Source organism: Nonomuraea sp. NPDC059007 (assembly GCF_042740555.1).
GTDB lineage: Bacteria > Actinomycetota > Actinomycetes > Streptosporangiales > Streptosporangiaceae > Nonomuraea.
Map to the genome: position 1 here is coordinate 356,137 of NZ_JBHYJD010000006.1, position 22,483 is coordinate 378,619.

Annotated in this window: 20 protein-coding genes and 1 tRNA gene; 9 read left to right on the forward strand and 12 right to left on the reverse strand. The window is 69.8% G+C overall.

All coding sequences use genetic code 11. The features are described from left to right. Positions 1-80: 80 nt before the first annotated feature. The 3 genes from ACFWY5_RS12980 to ACFWY5_RS12990 are packed head-to-tail and all read right to left on the reverse strand — an operon-like array spanning position 81 to position 6,088. Positions 81-2,648, reverse strand: a complete 2,568-nt coding sequence (locus ACFWY5_RS12980; protein WP_379631853.1) for a LuxR C-terminal-related transcriptional regulator — start codon at positions 2,646-2,648, stop codon at positions 81-83. A gap of 51 nt (positions 2,649-2,699) precedes the next feature. Then, positions 2,700-2,852, reverse strand: a complete 153-nt coding sequence (locus ACFWY5_RS12985) for a hypothetical protein (RefSeq protein ID WP_379615739.1) — start codon at positions 2,850-2,852, stop codon at positions 2,700-2,702. A gap of 47 nt (positions 2,853-2,899) precedes the next feature. Continuing rightward, positions 2,900-6,088 (reverse strand): BTAD domain-containing putative transcriptional regulator, encoded by a 3,189-nt coding sequence (locus ACFWY5_RS12990; protein ID WP_379631855.1) that lies wholly within the window; start codon positions 6,086-6,088, stop codon positions 2,900-2,902. A 114-nt stretch (positions 6,089-6,202) separates the two neighbouring features. On the opposite strand from ACFWY5_RS12990, the gene ACFWY5_RS12995 reads away from it, so the two are divergent. Next, a complete protein-coding gene (locus tag ACFWY5_RS12995) occupies positions 6,203-6,715 on the forward strand; it encodes a universal stress protein (protein ID WP_379615743.1) in 513 nt (170 codons plus the stop codon). Position 6,716: 1 nt separating this feature from the next. Here the strand turns inward: ACFWY5_RS12995 and ACFWY5_RS13000 are convergent, their stop codons facing one another. From ACFWY5_RS13000 to ACFWY5_RS13010, 3 genes are read right to left on the reverse strand one after another with little or no spacing between them, the layout of a single operon-like run. After that, positions 6,717-7,289 carry a YdeI family protein gene (locus tag ACFWY5_RS13000; protein ID WP_379631857.1) on the reverse strand — a complete coding sequence of 191 codons (573 nt, stop codon included), beginning with the start codon at positions 7,287-7,289 and terminating at the stop codon, positions 6,717-6,719. A gap of 16 nt (positions 7,290-7,305) precedes the next feature. Next, positions 7,306-7,686: a hypothetical protein gene (locus tag ACFWY5_RS13005; RefSeq protein WP_379615747.1), complete on the reverse strand. Its 381-nt coding sequence runs from the start codon at positions 7,684-7,686 to the stop codon at positions 7,306-7,308. 38 nt (positions 7,687-7,724) lie between these two features. Next, a complete protein-coding gene (locus ACFWY5_RS13010) occupies positions 7,725-9,116 on the reverse strand; it encodes a PLP-dependent aminotransferase family protein (protein ID WP_379631859.1) in 1,392 nt (463 codons plus the stop codon). Between the two features lie 96 nt (positions 9,117-9,212). Between ACFWY5_RS13010 and ACFWY5_RS13015 the strand changes: the two genes are divergently transcribed. Together ACFWY5_RS13015 and ACFWY5_RS13020 are read left to right on the forward strand one after the other, a co-directional pair. Beyond that, positions 9,213-10,814 (forward strand): FAD-binding oxidoreductase, encoded by a 1,602-nt coding sequence (locus tag ACFWY5_RS13015; protein ID WP_379631861.1) that lies wholly within the window; start codon positions 9,213-9,215, stop codon positions 10,812-10,814. Positions 10,815-11,241: 427 nt separating this feature from the next. Then, complete coding sequence (locus tag ACFWY5_RS13020) at positions 11,242-12,069, forward strand: alpha/beta fold hydrolase (RefSeq protein ID WP_379631863.1); 828 nt, start codon at positions 11,242-11,244, stop codon at positions 12,067-12,069. Positions 12,070-12,098: 29 nt separating this feature from the next. Here the strand turns inward: ACFWY5_RS13020 and ACFWY5_RS13025 are convergent, their stop codons facing one another. The 4 genes from ACFWY5_RS13025 to ACFWY5_RS13040 all read right to left on the reverse strand — a co-directional run bounded on the left by ACFWY5_RS13025 (position 12,099) and on the right by ACFWY5_RS13040 (position 16,957). Beyond that, complete coding sequence (locus tag ACFWY5_RS13025) at positions 12,099-14,318, reverse strand: heavy metal translocating P-type ATPase (RefSeq protein WP_379631865.1); 2,220 nt, start codon at positions 14,316-14,318, stop codon at positions 12,099-12,101. A 29-nt stretch (positions 14,319-14,347) separates the two neighbouring features. Continuing rightward, the gene (locus ACFWY5_RS13030) at positions 14,348-15,319 is read right to left on the reverse strand and encodes a hypothetical protein (RefSeq protein ID WP_379615757.1); all 972 of its coding nucleotides are present in this window, start codon (positions 15,317-15,319) and stop codon (positions 14,348-14,350) included. Continuing rightward, on the reverse strand, positions 15,316-15,525 hold the full coding sequence (locus ACFWY5_RS13035) for a heavy-metal-associated domain-containing protein (RefSeq protein WP_184959061.1): 210 nt from the start codon (positions 15,523-15,525) through the stop codon (positions 15,316-15,318). The genes ACFWY5_RS13030 and ACFWY5_RS13035 overlap by 4 nt, the downstream gene beginning before the upstream one ends. A gap of 67 nt (positions 15,526-15,592) precedes the next feature. Beyond that, a complete protein-coding gene (locus ACFWY5_RS13040) occupies positions 15,593-16,957 on the reverse strand; it encodes an MFS transporter (RefSeq protein ID WP_379615760.1) in 1,365 nt (454 codons plus the stop codon). A 203-nt stretch (positions 16,958-17,160) separates the two neighbouring features. Here ACFWY5_RS13040 and ACFWY5_RS13045 point away from each other — a divergent pair, with 203 nt between their 5' ends. From ACFWY5_RS13045 to ACFWY5_RS13060, 4 genes are all read left to right on the forward strand, one after another. Beyond that, a complete protein-coding gene (locus tag ACFWY5_RS13045; RefSeq protein WP_214319204.1) occupies positions 17,161-17,280 on the forward strand; it encodes a DLW-39 family protein in 120 nt (39 codons plus the stop codon). A 16-nt stretch (positions 17,281-17,296) separates the two neighbouring features. After that, complete coding sequence (locus ACFWY5_RS13050; RefSeq protein ID WP_379615762.1) at positions 17,297-18,028, forward strand: HAD family hydrolase; 732 nt, start codon at positions 17,297-17,299, stop codon at positions 18,026-18,028. A gap of 15 nt (positions 18,029-18,043) precedes the next feature. Next, positions 18,044-18,116 (forward strand) — tRNA-Ala (locus ACFWY5_RS13055). A gap of 536 nt (positions 18,117-18,652) precedes the next feature. Beyond that, the gene (locus ACFWY5_RS13060) at positions 18,653-18,853 is read left to right on the forward strand and encodes a hypothetical protein (RefSeq protein WP_379631867.1); all 201 of its coding nucleotides are present in this window, start codon (positions 18,653-18,655) and stop codon (positions 18,851-18,853) included. A gap of 112 nt (positions 18,854-18,965) precedes the next feature. Here the strand turns inward: ACFWY5_RS13060 and ACFWY5_RS13065 are convergent, their stop codons facing one another. Together ACFWY5_RS13065 and ACFWY5_RS13070 are read right to left on the reverse strand one after the other, a co-directional pair. After that, the gene (locus ACFWY5_RS13065) at positions 18,966-19,340 is read right to left on the reverse strand and encodes a hypothetical protein (protein ID WP_379615766.1); all 375 of its coding nucleotides are present in this window, start codon (positions 19,338-19,340) and stop codon (positions 18,966-18,968) included. Between the two features lie 479 nt (positions 19,341-19,819). After that, entirely contained in the window at positions 19,820-20,149 is a 330-nt protein-coding gene (locus tag ACFWY5_RS13070) for a Clp protease N-terminal domain-containing protein (RefSeq protein WP_379631869.1), read from the reverse strand. A gap of 953 nt (positions 20,150-21,102) precedes the next feature. On the opposite strand from ACFWY5_RS13070, the gene ACFWY5_RS13075 reads away from it, so the two are divergent. Together ACFWY5_RS13075 and ACFWY5_RS13080 are read left to right on the forward strand one after the other, a co-directional pair. Further along, positions 21,103-21,540 carry a hypothetical protein gene (locus ACFWY5_RS13075; protein ID WP_379631871.1) on the forward strand — a complete coding sequence of 146 codons (438 nt, stop codon included), beginning with the start codon at positions 21,103-21,105 and terminating at the stop codon, positions 21,538-21,540. Positions 21,541-21,943: 403 nt separating this feature from the next. Beyond that, the gene (locus ACFWY5_RS13080; RefSeq protein ID WP_379631873.1) at positions 21,944-22,393 is read left to right on the forward strand and encodes a hypothetical protein; all 450 of its coding nucleotides are present in this window, start codon (positions 21,944-21,946) and stop codon (positions 22,391-22,393) included. Positions 22,394-22,483 lie beyond the last annotated feature (90 nt).

A 22,483-nucleotide genomic window follows, 5' to 3' on the forward strand; every position in this document is an offset into this window, starting at 1 on the left:
AACGGACCACTCCCTTGCGCTCATGGCGGTCGGGTTCCTGTGCCTGGTGGGAGCGGCGGTGTTCTGGTATGTGGGCGGGACTAGAAGCTCGTCCCCAGCAGGCGGGCCACCTCCGTACGGTCGTTGACGCCCAGCTTGTCGTAGACCGCCTGCAGGTGGTTGGCGGCGGTGCGCATGGACAGGGTGAGGCGGTCGGCGATCTGGCGGTTGGTCAGGCCGGCCGCGGCGAGCTGGACGATCTCCCGCTGGCGCGGGGTCAGGTCCGGGGTGGCCAGTTCGACCAGGGCCGGGGTCGTGACGCCGGGGCAGCGCCTGGCCAGCGCCCAGGCGCGGGTCTGGGCGCCCTTGGCGGCGGTGCCGCGGCCCATCCGGCGGTAGGCGGCGGCCTCCTGCGCCGTGGCCTCCGCGGCGTACAACACCATGCCGAGCGACTCGAACTCGGCCGCCACCGCGCGCAGGCCGGGCGGGTCGTTGCGGGCGGCGGCGCGGGCGTGGCGGACGCAGATCTGGGCGAAGGGGCCCTCCATCCGACCGGCCAGCTCGTCCAGCGGGCCGGTCACCAGGTCGGCGGCGCCCATTCTGACGACGTCGTGCAGAGCGAGCATCCGGTAGCCCAGGTAGGGGCAGTCGGCGGCCATGGACAGCGCCGTCCGAACGGCCCCGTCGAGGTCACCGTCGGCGGCGGCCAGCCAGGCCTTGGCCAGCAGCACGGGCTGGAGCGTGTAGTTCCAGCATCCGGCCAGTTCTTCGGCTTCGGTCAACGCCTTTCTGGCGGTTTCCAGGTCGCCCAGGAGCGCCGCCGAGTGGGCCAGTTCTGCCAGGCACCTGCCCAGGTACGGCGAGCGGGCGCGCAGCCGTACGACATCCTCGCGGCACCAGCGCAGGGCGGCGGCCACGTCGCCGCGCAGGCGGCAGATCCGCGCGCGGTAGACGCCGAATCCGCAGACCGACAGGTCCGGCGCGGCCAGTTCGGTGCCCTGGACGGCGACGCGGGCGGCGTCGGCGAGTTCCCCCGCGAACAGGTGGGCCGCGCACCGCGCGTCCAGCATGACCGGCAGCGCGTGCGGGGCGCGGTCGCGCCAGGCGTCCGCGTCGGCCATGGCACGTTCCACGACGGACACGCAGCGGGCGCTGCGGCCGGAGTGGGCGCTCACCCAGGACTCCAGCGCGGCCAGGTGCCCGCTGCCGGGCGCGGTGTCGGGGGCGAGGTCGCGGGCGCGCGTGAGCGTGTGCTCCGCGGCGTCGAGGCGGCCGGTGAAGAAGTCGACGACGCCGCGGTGGACGAGCAGTTCCTGGCGCCAGGCCGGGTCGGCCAGTGTGTCGGCGGCGCCTTGGAAGACGCGGCCGGCCTCGTGGGTGTCGCCGGACCAGAGCATGTTGACGCCGAGCGCGAGCGCGTGCTGGGCGCGTTCGGCGTCGGTGGCGCCGGAGCCGCCCTGACGGCGCAGCACCTCCTGCGCGCCGCCGGTGTCGCCGAGGATCGTCAGCACCTGCCCGAGCAGCGCCACCGCCTCGATGCCCGCGCCCGCCTCGACCGCGGCCCGGCCGAGCCGGGCGGCCAGGTGCGGGTCCTGGCGCCCCCACGCCAGGTGCGCGGCGACCAGGAGCATGCGCGGGTCGGCGGGCGAGCCGCTGTCGAGCCGCCACACGGCCGCGCGCAGCATGTCGTCGCGTCCGCGCATCCCGCTGGCCTCCAGCGACTCCGCCAGCGTACGCAGCCGCCGCCGGGCCCTGAGCGTACGGCAGCGCCCCCGCACCACCTCGCCATAGAGCGGATGGCCGAGCCGCATGCCGGGTCCGTCGGCGACGATGAGCCCGCGGTCCTCCACCCGTTCGACCGCGCCCGCCGAGGCCATCGTGACCAGCAGGTCGGTGCCGAGCGGTTCGCCGAACGCCACGAGCTCCAGCACCTCGCGCTCGTCCGGGTCGAGATGCCCGATCCGCTCGCTGACCAGCTCGCGCAGGCGGGTGGTCATCGACAGCCCGCCCCGCCAGCGCCACTGGCCGCCCTGCTCGGACAGGCAGCCGAGGTCGCGCCCGGCGTGGACGAGCTCGCGCAGGTAGAGCATGTTGCCCTCGCTCACCCGCGCCAGGTGGCGTACGGTCTCGGCCGCCACGTCGCCGCGCAGCGCCGCGGTGAGCGCCTGGCCGACCTCGTCGCGGGTCAGCGGCGCCAGCTCGATCCTGGTGACCAGCTCCTCCTTCCAGAGGGCGGCCACCGGCTCGGGCACGGGCTCGCCGGTCCGCACGGTGACCAGCAGTGCCGCCTCGCCGCGCGTGGCCAGGTAGTGCAGCAGCGCGGCCGAGGCGGCGTCCAGCCGGTGCGCGTCGTCCACGGTGACCAGCAGCGGGGCCTGGCCCGCCCGGGTCCGCAGATGCCGGGCGGCCCAGCCCAGCAGGTTCTCCCCGCCGTCCGGCGGCCCGCCCAGCACGTGCGCGAACGCCCCGAACGGGATCATCGCCGCGGTCTCCGTGCCCAGGGCCCGTACCACGCAGTACTCCGTCAGGCCCGCCGCCACCTCGGCCGCCAGCCTGCTCTTCCCCACTCCGGCCTCGCCCGCGATCATCGCTCCCGTGCAGGATCGCAGCGCCCGGCGGACGGCGGCCAGCGGGCCCTGCCGTCCGATGAATGGCCATCGATTGCTCATCGCAGCCCCTCCTCCCGGATCTCATCGTCTGGATCCCGGTTCGCGGGAGGTTCAGGTCTTCAGTCCCGCCGCCGCCAGCAGGAGATCCACCACCGCTTCGGTCCCGCTGAACGGCACCGGTTCGCCGCCCACCTCCTCGAGCAGCCCGCGGAGCTGACCGCCGGACTGCTCGGGTTCTACCAGGCGTACGATGACCGTCCTCATGCCCGCACGATCCACCGGCGCGGTTCAGGTCTGGTTCAGGTGAGTTTTCAGGTGGGGAACGGCGCGGGCTCGACCTCCAGCTCGCGCATGCGCTCGGTGTAGACGTGGTAGCGGCGGCGGGCGTCGCCGCGCCGTCCCGCCTGGTCGAGGGAGCGGATGAGCCCCAGGTGGGCGCGCTCGTCGTAGCCGTCGCGCTCCAGGAGCCGCAGCCAGTAGCGGGCCGCCTCGTGATGGCGGCCCTCCTCCGCCCGCGCGCCGGCCAGCCGCGCCGCCGCCTGCACGTAGGCGAGCCTGGCCTGCTCGCGCAGCCCCACGGCCCAGTCGGCGTAGGGGTCCTCCTCGCAGAACTCCCCGCCGTAGGCGGCCTCGGCCGCCTTCCACCGCGCCAGCGCCTCACCGCCGCGCCCGGCCTGCTCCAGCCGTACGGCCGCGCCGACCAGCCCCAGGAACCGCTCGATGTCCACGTCGGCATGGTCCAGGTCGAGCCGGAGCGCGCCCTCGTCGGAGACCACGATCTCCACCTCGTGCGCCGGGTCGAGCACCGCGCGCAGCGTGGAGACCATCACGTTGAGCCGTTTGAGCCCGACCGCCTCGTCCTCCTGCTCCGGCCAGAGGATCTCGACCAGGCGCTCCCTGCCGATCGCCCTGCCTCTCCTGCTGACCAGGATCTTCAGCAGGTCACGGGCCTTGCGGGACTGCCATGCCGTACGCGGGACGGGGAAGGAGCCGCGCAGCACGCGGAAGGCGCCCATCGTCTCGACCGTCACCCGCGCGCCCGAGGCGGGGGTGACGCGCGCCAGCAGCGCGTCGATGCGGTCGTCGAGCATGCGGCAGCCGATGGCGTGCATGCGCTCGGCCACCTGCCCGGCCACCTCGGCGCCGACGGCGGGGTCGGCGAGCGCCGCTCTGACCAGTTCGGCTCTGGCGCGTCCGACGGGGTCGCCGAGCGTGCTCCAGATGCGTACGGCGTCGTCGGCGCGGTCGTGGTCCTTGTCCAGTTCGGCCCGGAGTTCGGCGATGCCGGCCAGGCCGGTGTGGTGGCGGCGTTCGGCGGCGATGGGCTCCGCCTCGTCCAGCAGTTTCCTGGCGGCCTCCGCGCGGCCTGCGACGACGGCCACGCGGGCGGCGGCCACCCGGGCGCTCACCGCGGCCATGCCCTCGGTGTGCTTGAGCGCCTCGGCGGCCAGGCGGGCGGCCTCGTCGGGGTCCTCGGCGGCCAGGAGCTCGGCCAGCTCGGTCAGCGTGTTGCCGAGCGCCTGGGCGTCACGCGAGCGCCCGGCCTCCACCTGGACCCGGCGGTAGGTGGCCGCGGCCGCGGCGCGCTCGCCGCGCAGCGTCTGGATTCTGGCCAGTTGCAGCAGGCCGTAGCCGATGCGCGAGCCCATGGCCTCCCAGCGCGCGACGGCGTCGGCGGCGTCCACGGCGGCCTCTTCGAGCCGGCCGAGCCCGATGAGCGCCTTGGCCCGGTTGGAGACGGTCAGGGCGGCCCACGGTGCGAACGCCACCAGGTCGGACAGCCGGCCGGCGATGTCCACGTCGGCCAGCGCGGCGTGGTAGTCGGCCTCGTCGATATGGCGTGATGCCCGGTTGGCCCGGATGCGGATGAGCTGGAGGATGTCGCCGGCGCGCTCGGCGTACTCCAGCGCCCGCAGGTAGTAGGCGTCGTTGGCGCGGCGGTCGCCGTCGAGCGCGGCGACCATGGCGATCACCGTGGTGGCGGCGGCCAGCGCACCCGGGTCGCCCAGCAGCGCGGCGGCGTCGAGCGCCCGCTCGGCCATCTCCGCGCAGGCCGCCCGGTCGCCGCGTAACCACAGCACCGAGGCGGCCGAGGCGGTGCAGATCACCGCGTCGGCCTGCGGCGAGCCGTGCTCGGCGCCGCGCAGGTACATGGCCATGGCGGTGTCGAGGTCGCCGCGCAGGTGGTCGATGAAGCCGAGGCGCCGGGCCAGGAAGGCGTCGAAGGCGGGGCTGCCGGCCGCTCTGGCGAGCAGTTCGCGGGCGCGCCGCCAGTCGCCGCGGTTCTGCTCGGCGATCCCGGCCAGCCTCAGCATGGCCGGGCTCTCCCGCCGGTCCTCCGGCAGCAGCGCCAGCCCGGCCAGGACGTCGTCGCCGCGCTCGGCCAGCCGGGGTCCGTGCGCGGTCAGCAGCGACGCGGTCAGCTCGGGGTGCCCGGTGGCGACGGCGGCGCGCAGCGCCTGCTCGGGCTGGTCGTGCTCGACGTACCAGCGGGCGGCCACCTCGGCCGTGTCGTGGGACTCGTGCCGGTCGAGCGGCGCGTGCCTGGCCAGCACGTGCCGGCTGGTGGCGGTCAGCCGGTGACCGTCCTGGGCCGCTTCCAGGAAGAGCCCGCGGCCGGCCAGCGAGGTCAGCGTGTCGGGCGGCACGCCGAGCGTGGCGGCCAGGTCGGCGGTGAGCACCGGCAGGACCGTCGCCGCCCGCAGCAGCTCGCGCATCTGGGCGGGCAGATCGCGCAGGGCGTCGAGCGTGAGGCGTTCGAGCGTGTCGGAGGTCGCGGCCAGGCCCGAGGCCATCGCGGGCCACAGCGCGGGCTCGGCGCGGGCCATGGCGTCGAGCGCGGCCCGCACCGCCGCGGGCCAGCCGCCGCTGGCCGCGTGCAGGGCGGGGGCGATGGCGGCGCCGGACGCGCCGAGCCGGTCGCGGGCCCAGTCGGCGCACTCTCCGACGCTCAGGGCGAGGTCGGTCGCGTCGAAGGTCAGCACTTCGAGGTCCTGGCGCAGCCGCGCGGTCGGGAACGGCAGCGGCGCCCTGGACGCGGTCACGATGTGCAGGTGCCGGGGCGCCGCGCGCACCAGCGTCTCCACGAACCGCACCGGACCCGGCGCGCCGGCGATCACGTCGAGGCCGTCGAAGACCACCACCAGGCCGCGCCGCAGCCGTAACCGCAGAGCCTCGGCCAGCGCGCCGGCCAGCGCCGCCGCCCTGGCGGGTTCGTCGGCGTCGGGGCCGAGCGGGGCGTCAGCGGCGGCGGGCAGTTCCGCGGGCAGGTCGGGCACGCGCGTGGCCAGCTCCGCGATCACCGCGGCGGAGAACGGCGCGAGCTCCCGGTCGCCAGGGCCGAAGCGGTGCAGCACGCCGCCGACGGCCTGGCTCCACCCGGCCAGCGCGATCGACTTGCCGTAGCCGGTGGCCGCGACGAGCGTGGTGAGCCTGTGCGTCAGCGCACCGTCGAGCCGCCGGTCGAGGGCTGGACGGGGCCGCACCCACCCGCGTTCCACCCCCGCATGTTACGCCCCGTTTCGCGGGCGACTCCAGAGTTCGGAAAGTGCCACCTCCCGTTCACGCGCAGAGAGGAGCACTATGGTCAGGTACCTCTTTCCGAGGAGGGCGCCGTGGATCAAGACCTGCCCGGCGGAGCGCGCGTGATCGTCGGTGTGGACGAGTCGCCGGCCGCGCGCTTGGCGCTGGCCTGGGCCATCGGCGCCGCACGACTACGCCGCATGCCGCTGGTCGCCGTGCACGTGAGCCGGGCGCCGATCCATCCTTTCCCCGAGGCACTGCCGCTGCAGCACGCGGCCAGGTCCGGAGAGGAGGCTCGAAGTACGGAGGTGGTCGCCGACGCCTTCGCCGAGGTGTGCGGCGGTGTGCCCACCGACATCGTGACCGCGGTCGTCGGCCGGATGGGCGACCCCGGCTACCACCTGGTCGACCTGGCCGGCGAGTGCGACCTGCTGGTGCTCGGCCGCAGCAGGCGCGGCCTGCTCAGCCGGATGCTGCTGCCCTCGACCAGCATGTACTGCGCCCGCCACGCGCGGGCCACGGTGGTGATCGTGCGTGAGCCCGCGCCGCCCGACGAGCCGGAGGTCTCGGGCGAACGCGGGCACCGGCGATTCTGGAGCCGTTGACTTACCTCGGGCGATTTGTCAGGAGAAGCAGGGCTTTGTCCAGCCGGTCCCGGCGGGCCTCCGGCGTCAGCGCCTGAAGCACCGGCAGCATGGCCAGATAGCGCCCGGTCTTGTCGAGCCGCTCGAACGCCTCCTTGGCGGCGGGATCCGCCTCCAGCGCCGCCGCCAGGTCAGGCGGCACCGCGGCCGTCTTCTGCGACTCGTAGGCGGCCGCCCACCTGCCGTCCTCCTGCGCCCTGCGCACCTCGGCCAGGCCGGGCTCGCGCATCCGGCCCGCCGCCGCCAGCATGGCGACCTTGTCCACGTTCACCTGCGACCACAGGCTCTTGGCCCGGCGCGGCACGTACTTCTGCAGGTAGTACCGCTCGTCCAGCGAACGGCGCAGCCCGGAGACCCAGCCGTAGCAGAGCCCGATGTCGACGAGCTCGTCCTCGGTCACCGTCGCGATGCCCGACTTCTTCTTGGCCACCTTGATCCACACGCCTTCCTGCCGCGTGTGGTGTCCGGCCAGCCAGCTCTCGAACGCCGGGCCGTCGGCGAAGGCGAGGACCTCCACCCCGTCGAGCTCATCCATGCGCGTCAGGCTAGCGCTAGCACTTCTTGACGCCCGGGAAGGGGTCCTTCCAGGTGTAGAGGGTGCTGGCCGGCACCCAGCCGTAGCGGCCGCTGTCGTCGCCCTGGGTGTAGTACCAGACGTTGTTGCCGCCGCTGTGCTTCTCGCCCCTGGTGTAGCACTTGAACCAGCTCGGGTTGGAGCGGAGCGTGTCCACCCTCCTGGGCCAGGTGTGCTGGTTGTCCGGGTCGCCCCAGCTGGTCTTGTTGTAGACCGGCCTGGGCGCGTAGTTGCCGCACTTCAGGCTGCCGTCCCCCTGGGCGTAGCAGGGCGGGTTCTGGGCCTGGGCCGCCGCCCCGATGCCGACCGTCACCCCGGCCGCCGCCACAACCGCCATGACCACCGTACGTACTCGCATGATGTTGATTCCCCTCGTATCCGCGAACAGGGGAGACGCTAGACGCGCGGGCTATCGATTCGCTTTAGAGCGGTTATCAGCAGGCGGACGCCCTCGGGGATGGCGGTGCGGGAGATGCCGCCGTAGCCCAGGACCACGCCGTGGGCGGGTGTGCCCTCCGCGTAGTAGGAGGACAGGGACTCCACGGCCAGGGACGGCGCCGGCCGTACCTCCAGGGTGGGGTCGAGGCGGGCGCAGACGTGCAGGCCCGCGGCGGACGGGACCAGCCGGAAACGGCCGTCGGCGGCGAGCAGGGCGGTGATCCGCGCGTGCCGGGCCGCGTACTCCTTGGTGGCCTTTCTGATGTGCCTGGCCAGCAGGCCCTCGTCGATGAAGCGGGCCAGCGCGGCCTGCGCGAACGGGTCGCCGTGCCAGTCGGTGAGCTGCTTGGCGGCGCGCAAGGCGGCGCGGAGGGAGGCGGGCGCGACCAGGAAGCCCAGCCGCAGCGTGGGCAGCAGCGTCTTGGAGAAGGAGCCGACGTAGACGACCCGGCCGGCGCCGTCGAGGCTCTGCAACGGTTCCAGCGGGCGTTCGCCGAAGCGGAACTCGCTGTCGTAGTCGTCCTCGATGATCACCGCGTCGCGGTGCCGCGCCCACTCCAGCAACGCGGTACGGCGGGCCAGCGACATCGGCACGCCCAGCGGGAACTGATGCGACGGCGTCACGTAGACCAGCCGGGCTGCCTTGGGCAGGGCTGCGACGTCCAGGCCCTCCTCGTCCACCGGCACCCCGGCCACGCGGGCGCCGAGCGAGCGGAAGAGCCGGCGGGCCGGCGGATACCCGGGCTCCTCGACGGCCACGCACGCCCCGGGCTCGATCAGCACCCGTCCGATCAGGTCGAGCGCCTGCTGGGCGCCCTGGGTGACGATCACGTCGTCGGCGCCGGCCCGTACCGAGCGGCTGATGCCCACGTGCCGCGCGATCGCCTCCTTGAGCGAGCCGTCGCCCGCGGGGTCGATGTAGCCCGCCGAGCCCACCCGCAGCTCCCGTGCCAGCAGCCGCCGCCAGCTCGCGATCGGGAACAGCTTCGGATCCGGCAGCCCGACCGTGAAGTCGTGGAGCACCCGGCCGCACGGCGGCATCAGCGGCTCGGCCGCGCGCCAGAACGCCCTCGGCTGCACCACGCCTCTGGGCGCCGACCTTCCCCTGACCGGCTCGCCCGTCACGAACGTGCCCGCCCCGGCCCGGCCGGTCAGGAAGCCGTCGGCCACCAGCCGGTCGTAGGCCACGGCCACGGTGTTGCGCGAGACGTCGAGGCGCCCGGCCAGCTCGCGGGTGGGCGGCAGTCGTTCGCCCGGCCGGAGCCGGCCGTCGAGTATCGCGTCGAGCAATTGCCGGTATATTCGCGCGGCCAGGTCGCCGCGGCCTTCGAGGCTGACGTGGAAGTCCACTCTTCACCCTCCTTTTCGGCCGGGTGGACCTAGCTCCACCCTGGCGTGCATCTGAGTGCATTCCTGGGGCTGTGCCGTACTTCTAGCGTCATTGATATGAATGTCACGCGTCGAGGTTTCATCGGTGGCACGGCCGCTGTGGGCGGCACGGCGATGCTGGCGGAAAGCGCGTACGGCGCCGCCGGCGACCACCCGGCCATCGGTCCGGTGATCGTCAAGCCTACCGACCCCCGCTACGACGACCTGGCCGAGCGCCGCACCAACCAGCGCTTCCGCCACGAGCCCGAGTACTTCCACATGGCCGGCTCCACCGAGCAGGTCGTGGCCGCGGTCAACCAGGCGGTACGGGCCGACCGCCGCGTCACGGTCCGCAGCGGCGGCCACTGCTACGAGAACTTCGTCGGCGACGGCGCGCAGGTGGTGATCGACCTGTGCGAGATGAAGGAGGTCACCTACGACGAGAAACGGCGGGCTTTCCTGGTCGAGGCGGGCGCGACGCTCATGCAGGCGTACCGGACCCTCTACTTCGGCTGGGGCGTCACTCTCCCCGGCGGCCAATGCGGGGGCGTGGCCGCCGGGGGCCACATCGCCGGCGGCGGGTACGGCCCGCTGTCGCGCCGGCTCGGTCTCACCGTCGACTACCTGCACGCCGTCGAGGTGGTCGTCGTCGACGCGTCGGGCCGTGCCCGCGCCGTCGTGGCCACCAGAAACCCGTCCGACCCCAACCACGACCTGTGGTGGGCCCACACCGGCGGAGGCGGCGGCAACTTCGGCATCGTCACCCGCTACTGGCTGCGCGACCCGGCGGCCCGCGGCGACGACCCGGCCAAGCTGCTGCCGAAGCCGCCGGCGAAGGTCGTGTCCGGCATCGCCATCTGGTCGTGGGCGGGCATGACCAAGGAGTCCTTCCGCCGGCTCCTGCGCAACCACGGAACCTGGCACGAGCGCAACAGCTCCCCCGACTCCCCCTACGCCGGGATGATGGGCTCGCTGATCATCCCCGGCCGCAAGTCCGGCGACGACCCCGGCGGCATGATCCTGCCCACCCAGATCGCCGGGGACGTACCCGACGCCGAGCGCCTGCTACGCGACTTCTTCGCCGCCGTCGGCGAGGGCGTCACCCCGGAGGCGTTCGTCCCGCCCGTCCTGCACCAGCCCTGGTTCCAGGCGGTCCGCGACCTCTCCCTCGGCGCGGAGCAGGAGACCGGCCGCTACAAGGGCAAGTCCGCCCATCTCCGCAAACGTTTCACCGACGCGCAGGCCGACGTCGCCTACGACCACCTCACCGCCCCCGGCCCGGTGGCCGACGGCGGAATGCTCTGGCTCCTGTCGTACGGCGGGCGGATCAACACCGTCGCCCCCACCGCCACGGCCACCCACGAACGTTCGTCCATCCTGAAGGTCATCCACCTGGCCGGATGGGCCCCGGAACAGGACGGCAAGGCCCACCTGGAATGGGTCCGCAGCCTCCACAGCAAGACGTTCGAGCGAACCGGCGGCGTCCCCGTCCCCGGCGGCAACTGCGGCGGCGCCTACATCAACTACCCCGACACCGACCACGCGGACCCGCGCTGGAACACCTCCGGCGTCCCCTGGTCCACCCTCTACTACGGCGAGAACTATGCCCGCCTGCAGCGGGTCAAGGCACGCTGGGACCCCCGCGGCGTCTTCCACCACGCACTGTCCGTGCGCGCCTGACGAGTCTGTGCCCCGGGAGCGGCTGGCGTGGGCGCGTTCCCGGGGCGTTGGTGGTCTCCGCGTCCACCCGGGGGGCGCCATTCCCGTCGGGCAGGCCGGAAGCCGCGTCCCTGTTCTTTCAGGACGACTTTTCTCGATAAAGGCTTTTGTGTCACGAACGATCACTAAGATAGCCGGACGATTTGCGGATGCGCCAATGTATTTATCCGCCCCTTCACTGCACCCTTCCCCCTAAAAGGTAGGCTTTGGGGGGTTGAGTGGATACTGTCCTGAACTGGACAAATGCCCGCTCATTGCTTTGATGGTGAGAGTGGCCCTTCTGAGAAGATCGCTTGCCGCTTTCGCCCTAACCGGTTTCGCCAGCGCCCTCTACCAGAGCTGGCGCTCACATCAGGATCGCCTCCGGCACCCGCCGCCAGGACGCCTCGTGGACGTCGGCGGACGCATGATCCACATGCTGGAGGCCGGTCGCGGCTCCCCCACCGTGGTGATCGTCCCGGCGCTCGGGACGACCTCGATCGAGTACGCCCCCCTCCTGCCCGTCCTCGGCCGGGAAACCTCGGCCGTGGTCTTCGACCGCGCCGGCATGGGATGGAGCGACCCCGTCAGCTCGCCGCTGGCCATGCTCGACGCCGCCGCCGACCTGCGCAGAACCCTCGCCCTGTCCGGGTACGGCCCGCCGTACGTGCTGGTGGGGCACTCGATGGGCGGCTACGTCGTCCGGCTGTTCGCCGCGGCCCACCCCGGCGAGGTGTCCGGAGTGGTGCTCGTGGACTCCAGCCACCACGACCAGGCCAGCCGCTACCCGGGCTACCACCTCACCACGATCAGGCGCGCCCTCATCGAGCGGCTCACCCCGTACGGCCTGCGCCGCCTGGCCATCGACCTCGGCCTTCTGGACAGCCCCGGCCATCTCGACCTCGGCGACCACCAGCGCCGCACCACGTGGTGGGAGCAGACCCTGCGCGCCCAGATCGGCACGGAGACCGGCCGCCGCGCCCCCACCCTGGGCGACATCCCGCTGACGGTGGTGACGTGCAGCGAGCACAACGAGGACAACAGGACGCCCGAGCAGGCCGCCAGCTTCAGCCGCCACTACCGCATCTGGTTCCCGATGCAGCGGGAGCTGACCGGCCTGTCGACCAGCAGCAGGCACATCGTGGCCGAGAACGCCGGGCACTACGTGCACCGCGCCCGCCCGGACGTGGTCACGAAGGCGATACTCGAGCACGTGAAAGGCGCCGGCCCCCTGTGAGGTCGGGGCCGGCGCCTAGAACTGAGAATCTACTTGAAGGCCTTCAGCCGCAGGCTGTTGGACACCACGAAGACGCTGGAGAAGGCCATCGCCGCACCCGCGATCATGGGGTTGAGCAGGCCCAGCGCCGCCAGGGGCAGCGCCGCCACGTTGTAGGCGAACGCCCAGAACAGGTTGCCCTTGATGGTCTTCAACGTCTTGCGGGACAGGCGGATCGCGTCGGCCGCCACCCGTAGGTCGCCGCGGACGAGGGTCAGGTCGCTGGCCTCGATGGCGGCGTCTGTGCCGGTGCCCATCGACAGCCCGAGGTCGGCCTGGGCGAGCGCGGCGGCGTCGTTGACGCCGTCGCCGACCATCGCCACGACCTTGCCCTCCTGCTGCAGCTTCTTGACCACGTCGACCTTGTCGGCCGGCAGCACCTCGGCGATGACCTGGTCGATGCCGACCTCGGCGGCGACGGTGGCCGCGACGGCCTGGTTGTCGCCGGTGAGCAGCACCGGGGTCAGGCCGAGCGCGCGCAGCCGCTCGATCGCCTCCTTGCTGGTCGGCTTCACGACGTCGGCCACGACGAGGACCGCGCGGGCCTTGCCGTCCCAGCCGACCGCGACGGCGGTACGGCCGGCGTTCTGCTCGGCCTCCAGCGCCTCGACCAGGTTCGCGGGCAGGTGCTGCGACCACTCCTCCAGCAGCCTGGGCCGCCCGACCAGCACCGCGTGCCCGTCGACGATGCCCTGCACGCCGAGGCCCTCGACGTTGGCGAAGTCCTCCACCGTGGCATCCGACTGAGCGGCCTTGGCGACGGCCTGCGCGATCGGGTGCTCGGAGGCGTGCTCCAGCGCTCCGGCCAGCCTGAGCACCTCGTCGCGGTCCTCGCCCTCGGCCAGGTGCACGTCCGTGAGCGTCATCCTGCCCTCGGTGACGGTGCCGGTCTTGTCCAGGACGATCGTGTCGATCTTCCGGGTGGACTCCAGCACCTCCGGGCCCTTGATCAGGATGCCCATCTGGGCGCCCCGGCCGGTGCCGACCAGCAGAGCCGTCGGCGTGGCCAGGCCCAGAGCGCAGGGGCAGGCGATGATCAGGACCGCGACCGCCGCGGTGAAGGCGGCACCGGCGCCGTTGCCGGTGCCGAGCCAGTAGCCGAGCGTGCCCACTGCCAGCGCGATCACGATCGGGACGAAGACGCCCGAGATGCGGTCGGCCAGGCGCTGCACCGCGGCCTTGCCGGTCTGCGCGTCCTCGACGAGCTTGGCCATCTGGGACAGCTGCGTGTCGGCGCCGACCCGGGTGGCCCGCACGATGAGCCGGCCGCCGGCGTTGACGGTGGCGCCGGTGACGGGGTCGCCCGGCCGTACCTCCACCGGGACGGACTCCCCGGTCAGCATGGAGGCGTCTACCGCGGAGCTGCCTTCCTGGATCACGCCGTCGGTGGCGATCTTCTCGCCGGGCCGTACGACGAAGATGTCGCCGACCGCGAGCTGGTCGGTGGGGATGCGGCGCCCGTCGGCGAGCTCCACGTCCTTGGCGCCGAGCTCCAGCAGAGCGCGCAGGGCGGCGCCCGCGCGCCGCTTGGAGCGCGACTCGAAGTAGCGGCCGGCCAGGATGAACGCGGTGACGCCCGCGGCGGCCTCAAGGTAGATGTTGCCCGAGCCGTCGGTGCGCTCGATCGAGAACTCGAACGGGTGCGTCATCCCCGGTACGCCCGCGGTGCCGAGGAACAGCGCCCAGATCGACCAGAGGAACGCGGCGATCGTCCCGATGGAGACCAGCGTGTCCATGGTGGCGGCGCCGTGGCGCAGGTTCGTCCAGGCGGCCTTGTGGAACGGCCAGCCCGCGTAGACCACGACCGGCGCGGCCAGCGTGAGCGACAACCACTGCCAGTACTCGATCTGCAGCGCCGGGACCATCGCCATCGCGATCACCGGGATGCCGAGGACGAGCGAGGTGATGAGCCGGTTGCGCAGCGGCCTGAGCTCGTCGTCCTCTTCGGCGGCGGTTCCCGCCTCGGCCTTCTCGACCTTGGGCAGCGCCGCGGTGTAGCCGGCCGACTCGACCGTCGCGATCAGCTGCTCGGGGTCCAGACCTTCAGGAAAGGTGACCTTCGCCTTCTCCGTCGCGTAGTTGACCGTCGCGGTCACGCCGTCCATCTTGTTCAGCTTGCGCTCGATGCGGTTGGCGCAGGACGCGCAGGTCATGCCGCCGATCGATAGCTCGACGGCGCCCTGGGGCTGGTCGTCGGTGAGGGAGGACATCACCTCTCCTTTCTGTACGTCGCGTCCTGCTAGTGGCCGTGCGGGGTGGAGTCGTGGTCGTTCTTGGCGGTCGGCTTGGCGACCGTGCCCTCACCGGCCTTCGCGGTGAAGTCCGCCGTGTGTACGGCTCCGCCGTGCTGGAAGTCCAGGAACAGACGGTAGTCGCCCCCACTGGGTGCCTCGGCGTAGAACGTGATTCCCGGGCCCGGCTGCGTCTTGCCGTCGCCCGGCGCGCCGTCGGGGTGCACGTGCAGGTAGGCCAGGTCGCCGGCGCGCAGGGCCACGAGGTGTCCATATGCCCCTAGATACGGCTGCAGGTCGGTGACCGGCTTGCCGTCCTTGCTGACGTTCAGCGTGAGCTTGCTCGACTGGCCGGGGACCAGGTCTCCGTCGAGCGTCACTGTGTAGCCGTCGACCTCGGAGGTGCGGCTGACCGCCTTCAGCGGCTTGGGCTGGAAGTCGCCCGCGACCTGGATGTCGGCGCCGAGCGTCAGGGCCTGGCCGCCGGTCGGGGTGAAGTCGGCGAACGCGCGGAAGGTTCCGGCGGCCGGGAAGGCGATCTTGACCGACCAGGTGCCGTCGGCGCTCATCTCGGGGTGGACGTGCTGGAAGCTGGACAGGTCACGGGAGACGACGATGAAGTGGAGCTTCTTGTCGTGCTCGACCTGGTAGTCGGTCACCGGCTTGCCGCTGGGGCCCGTCACGGTGAACTGGAAGTCGGTGGGCGCACCGGCCTTGGCGGCGGTGAGCGGGTTGAGGGTGTAGCCGTTCTGCGACACTTGGAGCCCCCCGGGGGTATCACTGGCGCTTTGCGTTGTTGCTGGCTTGGAGGTTGGCTGCTTGGAGGTTGGCTGCTTCGACATTTCCGACATGTCGTGACCTGCGGTGACGGGCTTCTGCGGGGTGGCCTGGGGGCCGGCCAGGTTGCCGACGCCCCAGGTTCCGCCGAAGACGACCGCAAGACCGAGCACATATGTCCCGAGCTTCGCGGCGGTGTTCACTTCGTCACCAGCTCATATCCGGCCTCTTCGACGGCCGAGCGGATGTCCGCGGCGTCGATCGGGCTCACGCTCTCCACGGTCAGCAGTCCACTGGCCAGGTCGACCTCCACAGAGGAGACTCCCGCGACCTCGCTGACCTCTTCCTTGACGGAGCTGACGCAGTGGCCGCAGGTCATGCCCTTGACGGTGTAGGTGGCGCTGGTCATGTCGATCTCCTTAGCTTCTCTGTCTGCCTCTGAGTGTAACACCGTACCCCCCTAGGGTATTTCGGGGCTACACGGAAACCTCGTTCTGATCCTGTACGGCGGCGCGCGGCCGGCGCATGAGCACCACGCTCAGCAGGGCGCCGAGACCCGCCACCACCGCGGCGCCGATGAAGGCGCCCTGGAAGCCGTCGATGAGCTCGGCCTGGGAGGTCGCGATGGCCGTCATGACGGCCAGCCCGACCGCGGACCCGACCTGGTAGGTGGTGTTCACGATGCCCGAGGCCAGCCCGGCCTCCTCCGGCTTGGCGCCGGACATCGCCGAGATCATGGCCGGGATGTAGGCCAGGGACATGCCCACGGCCGCGATCAGGCTCGCCGGCAGCACGTCCACCACGAACGTCCCGCCGGGCCGCGCGAACGACAGCCCCGCCACGCCCGCGGCCAGCACCGCCAGCCCGAGCACGATGAGCGGCTTGGCCCCGAACCGGCCGAGCAGCCTGGCCGTGATGCCGATCATGAAGATCATGACCGCGACCGTCATCGGCAGCAGCGCCGCCCCGCTGGCGAACGCGCCGTAGCCGAGGGTCTGCTGCAGGTAGAGGTTCAGGAAGTACCACATCGGGATCCAGGCGGCGCCGAGCAGCGCCATGGCCAGGTTGGCGGTGGCCAGGCCGGGCGTACGCCAGATCGACAGCGGCATCAGCGGCTGCTTGACCATGCGCTGCACGATCAGGAACAGCACCAGCAGCGCCGCGCCGGCGGCTCCGGCGATCAGGTTCTCCGCCACGATCGCGTACACGACCAGCGCCAGGCCGGCGGTGACCGAGATCGCGCCCACGACGTCCACCGAGCCGCGCCTGCCCTTGACCGCGGGGAGCAGTCCGGTGGCGGCCAGCGTGGCCAGGCCGATCGGGATGTAGACGATGAAGACCCACGGCCAGCTCAGGTACTCGGTGATGACACCGCCGAGGAAGACTCCCGCGGTGCCGCCGGCGGGGGCGGCGGCGCCGTACAGGGCCATGGCCTTGCCGAGCTCCTTCTGGTTGTGCCCGAAGAGCATCATGAGCAGCGTCATCGCCGCGGGCGCGATGAGCGCCCCGCCCACTCCCTGTACGGCGCGGCCGAGCACCTCGACCCACGCGGTGCTCGCGGCGGCGGCCAGCACCGAGCCGGCGATCAGGATGATCCAGCCGGTGGTGAAGACCTTGCGCGCGCCCAGCAGGTCGGACAGCCGGCCGCCGAGCAGGAGCAGACCGCCGAACGCGATCACGTAGGCGTTGAAGACCCACTGGAGCCCGCCCGGGGTGAACCCCAGTTGCCGCTGCATCTCGGGGAGCGCCACGCCGATGATGGACGTGTCCATGATCACCATGAACTGGGCGGTCGCGAGCACGAGTAGCGCCCACCACCGCCTGGGATTTTCGGTAGCCACTGCGATCTCCTTTGTACTTATACCCCCATGGGGTATCTCGACGGCGAGGAACGTAACATACCCCATGGGGGTTTGTCTACTTGCCTGATTCGGGAGGTTCCTGGGTGCTCGACAGCGGGAGTACGGCCATCACTTGCTAGGCTGCATCCAACCGTTGGGTCTCACCCCGGCAGGTGAGACCGTCGAAGAAGTGGGGTCACACCGTGAAGAAGCTGATCGTTCTGGCGCTGATCGCCCTTGGGGGGTTGCTGATCTGGCGTAAGGTGCAGGCCGACCGCGCCGAGCTCGACCTCTGGACCGAGGCGACCGGCAGCGAGAACTAACCGACCTGGCGAGGCGATGAGCGACGTCGTCGTCCCCATCAAGCTGGCGTGCATCGACCTCGCCGGCACAACGATCGGTGACATCGCCATGGTCGAGCGTGCGTTCGCCGAGGCGATCGCAACTCAGGGCATCGTCCCCGGGACCGGGGCCTATGCGCGTGCCATGGTTCACGTGCACCGGTCCCGGGGATGTCCCAAGATCGAGGTCTTCCGCGGGATCTTCCCCGGCAACGAGGCCCAGGCACAAGCGGCGAACCTGACGTTCGAACGCTCCTACGAGGGCGCCCTGGACCGCGCCGGGCTTGTCCCCATCCCTGGGGTGCTGGAGACGCTCGACAAGTTGCGGGGCTCCGGTGTGCAGCTCGCGCTGATCACCGGATTCAGCCGCGCCACCTTAGGCCGGGTGCTTGGCGTACTCGGGTGGCATGACCGGGTCGATCTGGCCATCTGCCCTGAGGATGCTGGGGGGCGTGGTAGGCCTTGGCCGGATATGGTGCTGCATGCCGTGCTCCGGTTGGGTATCGAGGATGTCCGGCAGGTCGCCGTCGTCGGAGACGCCGAGAGCGACATGCTGTGCGGGCGGCGGGCCGGGGCTTCGGTGGTGGCCGGGGTGATGACCGGAGTACACAGCCGCGAACGCCTCCTCAAGGGCGGCGCCACCCACATCCTGGACTCGATCGCCGACCTTCCTGACTTGATCTTGATCGAAGACTTGGGGACGCACCAGGTAGCCGCTGCGGGCCGGTAAGCTAGTGCGTCGTAAGGGGCCTTAGCTCAGCTGGCAGAGCGCCTGCTTTGCAAGCAGGATGTCAGGAGTTCGAATCTCCTAGGCTCCACAGGCATGGTCTTGCCCCTCATGCGCGCTTCGCGCGTGGGGGGCAAGGCTGTTTCTCCAGTCGAGCTGAAGCTCGACCCCTGAAGGGCCTCCCTCCGGTCGGACGCCCTCCCCGGCCCGCCCGTTGCCCTGCTAAGTGGTTGGGCAGCTGGATCCCACCCCGGTCAAAGGTGCTCCGCTTCGCTCCGCGCGCTTCTCCATGCCGCTCGCGCCCGAGCATGCCCATCGTTCCTACGTCAGCGGCTTCACGGACGTCCATTGGCATCCCCGTGCAAGGTCGACAGTTCTACTTCAGGGCGGGCACTTCTTGCTCTGCACCGGAGATGATGACTCGCCATAAGGCGACACCACCTGCGCAAAGGCAGCACGCCGCCGTGGCGTCGTCGTGTGCCTTGCCCCGCGGCCAGCGGTTGCCTTCAGGGTCGGAGTGTTCGGCGTCGCGGACCTGCTTGAGCAGGGCTTGGGGGCCCTTCTCAGCGAGAAGGTCGAGGGTTTGTTGCCGGCCCATCCGAGTATCGGACGGAGACCGCTGGACAAATGCTCGCGGACGCGGCCGAGCGGCCCGTTCAGAAGGCACAGATTGCCCTGCCGTTCCCCGCCACCAGTACCGCCCTGGCGTCGCTGCCGCTGGAGATCTCCAAGATTCAGACACCGCTCACGGAGATCGAGCGTGTCCACGAGACGAAGCTGGACGAGATCCTGAAGATTCTCCGCGACGGTGAGAGCTCCGGCTCGTAATCGGCGTTGGCGACAGGGTCCCCCGCTGTCCCCCAACTCGTTCTGACCGCACAAACAGAACTGATCCAGAGGGCGCTCGCCATTGTTCAGTGTCCCCTGTGTTCCCGCTCAATCACGCGGGCGACGGCCCGTATAGCGCCTCAATCACGAACACGGACGCCATGCCGATCAAGGGGAGCACTGGCATCGAAGCCACCACCAACCAACGAATGCCGATCCGACCTTTCTGCAACCACAAGAGGGTAAGGCCGGATATCACCCAGGCCAGCGGAGAAGCCAGCCAAGACCAGAATGTGACGCTGCTCCACGCGGCTACAGGCGCGCACATGGCGGTCTCGTGGTTGGTTAGAGGGTCAAGACCGCACTCCTTGTTCTCTATTGCACCGGGAACGAGAAAGTACGCGAAGAACAGCAGAGCCCAGACAACCACCGAGATTCCCAGAACGCACACCGCAACTACTCGCTGTAAGTACAGAGTGTCCGACATCTCAGCATCCACTCGCGACTCCACCATGGCGGCGAACTTAGAGCCTCCCCCGGGGACAGGCAACCTCGGCGGAGCCGTCGGGTTGCTGGCTCAGGAAGTGTCCCCATGTCACCGCTGTTCCCCTAGTCTGTGCTGACCAGCGCGAACGGTACCGATCAAGAGGGACACTCACCGATAGCCGGTTTCCTCGTGTCCCAGGAGAGGTGCGAGACGCCTACTTGACCTTTCCTGCGGGAGCCTGGTCAACCAGGTTGAGGGGGCGATTACGGCTGATGCCGATCGCGTGAGCCCTGTCCGTATATCAGTCTGTTGGAACTTCTAAGAATGCCTATGCAGTGCAAGCTTGGACGGGGTCGCCCTGCAGCCGACCGACACGCTATGTGCTATCTACTCCCGCTTCGCAGAAGTGCTAGCGGGTGCGCAGATTGTGCATGGGTCGTGATCGAAAGAGCGCTGCTCGGTCAAAGACTCACCAGCGTTTACTGGTCGCCTTCGGTGAGCATCCCCCATCGCCGCCCAGCATCCGGATCCAATGGTTGACTCGCGAGAGAGGCATAGGGTTCGGCCGACATAACAGCAGTGATGGCCGAAACTGCATCGCTTGGATTCAGGAGGTCCCTTAGAGCCCGTGACGCTACGTCGATTTGGACTCCGCGTGCCGCTCGAAACGTTGCGAGGAGGACGTGTTCTACTCCAACAAATCCATGACCCATATCGCGCGCGATCTGCTCAGCGTCATGAAGCCTTGCTATCAGTTGCGGCGTGGGGCTGGGGCGTTCAATAAGGGACACTGCCTCTCCTTCTCTCATCGAAAAGCACTAGGAGCACTTTGCAGGTTCTGTTAGTGCTACTGGACTTCTGCGAGCATAGGTAAGGTAGCTCTAGAATTTTCGGAATGCAAGCATTCAAGGCAGATTCGGTTCAGACAATATCAAGCAAGCCATTTGGCTGTCGGTTGCCCAATCCAGATAAGGCCGACACGGGAGAGTGTAATGCACTTTATGGCCAGGCCGAATCTTTTCTAGAATAACCCTGCCATACACTTCGCACACCGGCGACGGCTCATACCAGACGTTGGGCATTGCCCCTCGGGTCCCGGTGTCCCCCAACCCATTTTACCGGCGCAAACGGAGCTGACCAAGAGGGATGCTCTGGTCCATCCAGCATCCCTCGTGCCCGCCGAAGAGATAGAAAGACGCTCCGCATACAAGTGCGGCTGAAACACTTTGGGGTAATCCACGTGGTCGCCCGGGATGTCTCTCGGAGTTGATGGTGTTTGAAGCGCGTTGAGGCCCGGTGCCCTGGACGGCGGAATGCGGTGGCGATGTCGGCGCCGACGCCGGCAGGCGGCTACGTGGTTCCAAAATCCGAAACGAGCGCCATGACGCGTGAAGCGCCTATCCGACCTAACGTAGCGGCGGTGGGCGTGGGTGTGCTCCGGGGTGTCAGATGGGAGTTCATCTCAGCCCGATGGCGGTGCCGATCTGGCTTCACGGTCGTCGCAGATGACCATGGGTTCCCCTGTACCGAATCGGGCCAGCACCAGCCGTTCCACGGCGTCAGCCGTACGGCGACGGTCGCGGACGGAGAGCCGGGATGGGGCAGATCGCAGGTGCGTCAGCGCAAGGGAGGAGAGTGCAGGCGTTTGTCGCTATTCTGGGCCAGACAATTGGCGCAGTTCGCTCGGAGGCAAGAGATGTGGCGACGTCGCAGCCGCACGGTCCAATCCGACTCGGTCCCGACGGACGCCGAGACGACGGAGATGATGCAGAGCCTCGCTGAGACCTTTGTTCATGGAGCCACGCTTCAGGGATTCTCCATTGACTGGACCTCGGCCTCTGCTCTGCAGCTCGATCTATATTGCGATGCGTTCATGGCTGGAGAGCTCAGCCCGACGAGTCGCTGGACCGGTAGGCCGACGAAGGACTACATCCACACCATGGTGATGAGTATGGGGGCGTATCTCGGCGAGCTCTTGGTCCGTAATGGCGGTGGACGGTGGGCCTATGACATAGAGCAGAACAACGCCTGTGTCGATCTGGACAACGACCTCCGAATCTGGCCGCACAACAAGGTCTTCAAGCGGCTCACCATAGGACCTGAGCATTCTCTGGCGCCGTACTACCACTACGGCCTCACCCAAGAAGTTCTGGACGGGTCGATCGCGCGCGAATGGACCGACGACACCAAGCCCTCGTGATCGGTGGGTCCGCGGCGTCACCACGAAGCCATCCAGTCGTGCCCGTTGCGTGCCCGATGGGGAAGAGCGGAGAGTCACGAGGACACGATCGAGGTCGACATGTGTACCTGGAAGCAGGATGTCAGGAGTTCTGATCTCCGGATATACGGCCTGCTAGAAGGCCGGGTCCACTTCTAACCCGCGTCTTCTTCATCTGAAAGCCTGGGTCGCGGACGCGATAGAAGGGCCCGTCGATCTCGATCATGAAACCCACTCTGTCAGGCTTGCCGCAGGCCATTCAGAACCGTTCAGAGTGGACCGGCCACACCAGTTGCCCCACATCGACATGAGCGGCCAGACATCACAACCCGTGCCTTCCGATCGGTCCAAGAACCAACCCACGGACCTGGCCATCACACCATGCATGAGGTCATTTCAACGAGCGAGCGCGTGGCTGGCCGCGTTCGTTATCGGTCTGCCCGCGCTGGGCCTGGTCGCGGTGATGGTCGCGTTGCGGGGGCGGTCGTGGGTGCTGTTCTCGGTGCCGTACCTGGTGCTGTTCGTGCTGGCCTACCTCGCGAGCCTGGTCCTGCTCGTTCTGCTGCGCTTCCGGCCGGACTGGCTGCGCGCGCTGGTGGCGGCCGTGGTCGTGTACATGATCGCGTCGGTCACGCCGTTGGTCGGGACGATGATCCATTATCCGTATCACGTGCTCAGATGCGGTGGCCTGCCCGTCGTCGCCACCGGCTTCGCGGCCGCCATGAGCTACAACGTCCCCGGTGACGAGAGCTACGCGGTGACACCGTTCGACGAGACGTTCTTCTGCACTGAGAAGAAGGCCAAGGCCGCCGACTACCACCACTACGACTTCTGAGCGGGTTCACGAAGTCCTCCCGCAGCCGGTGGCGTGGCGACGCTTCAACGGATGACCAGGTTTCGAGCGCACAGTGAATCGATAATCAGT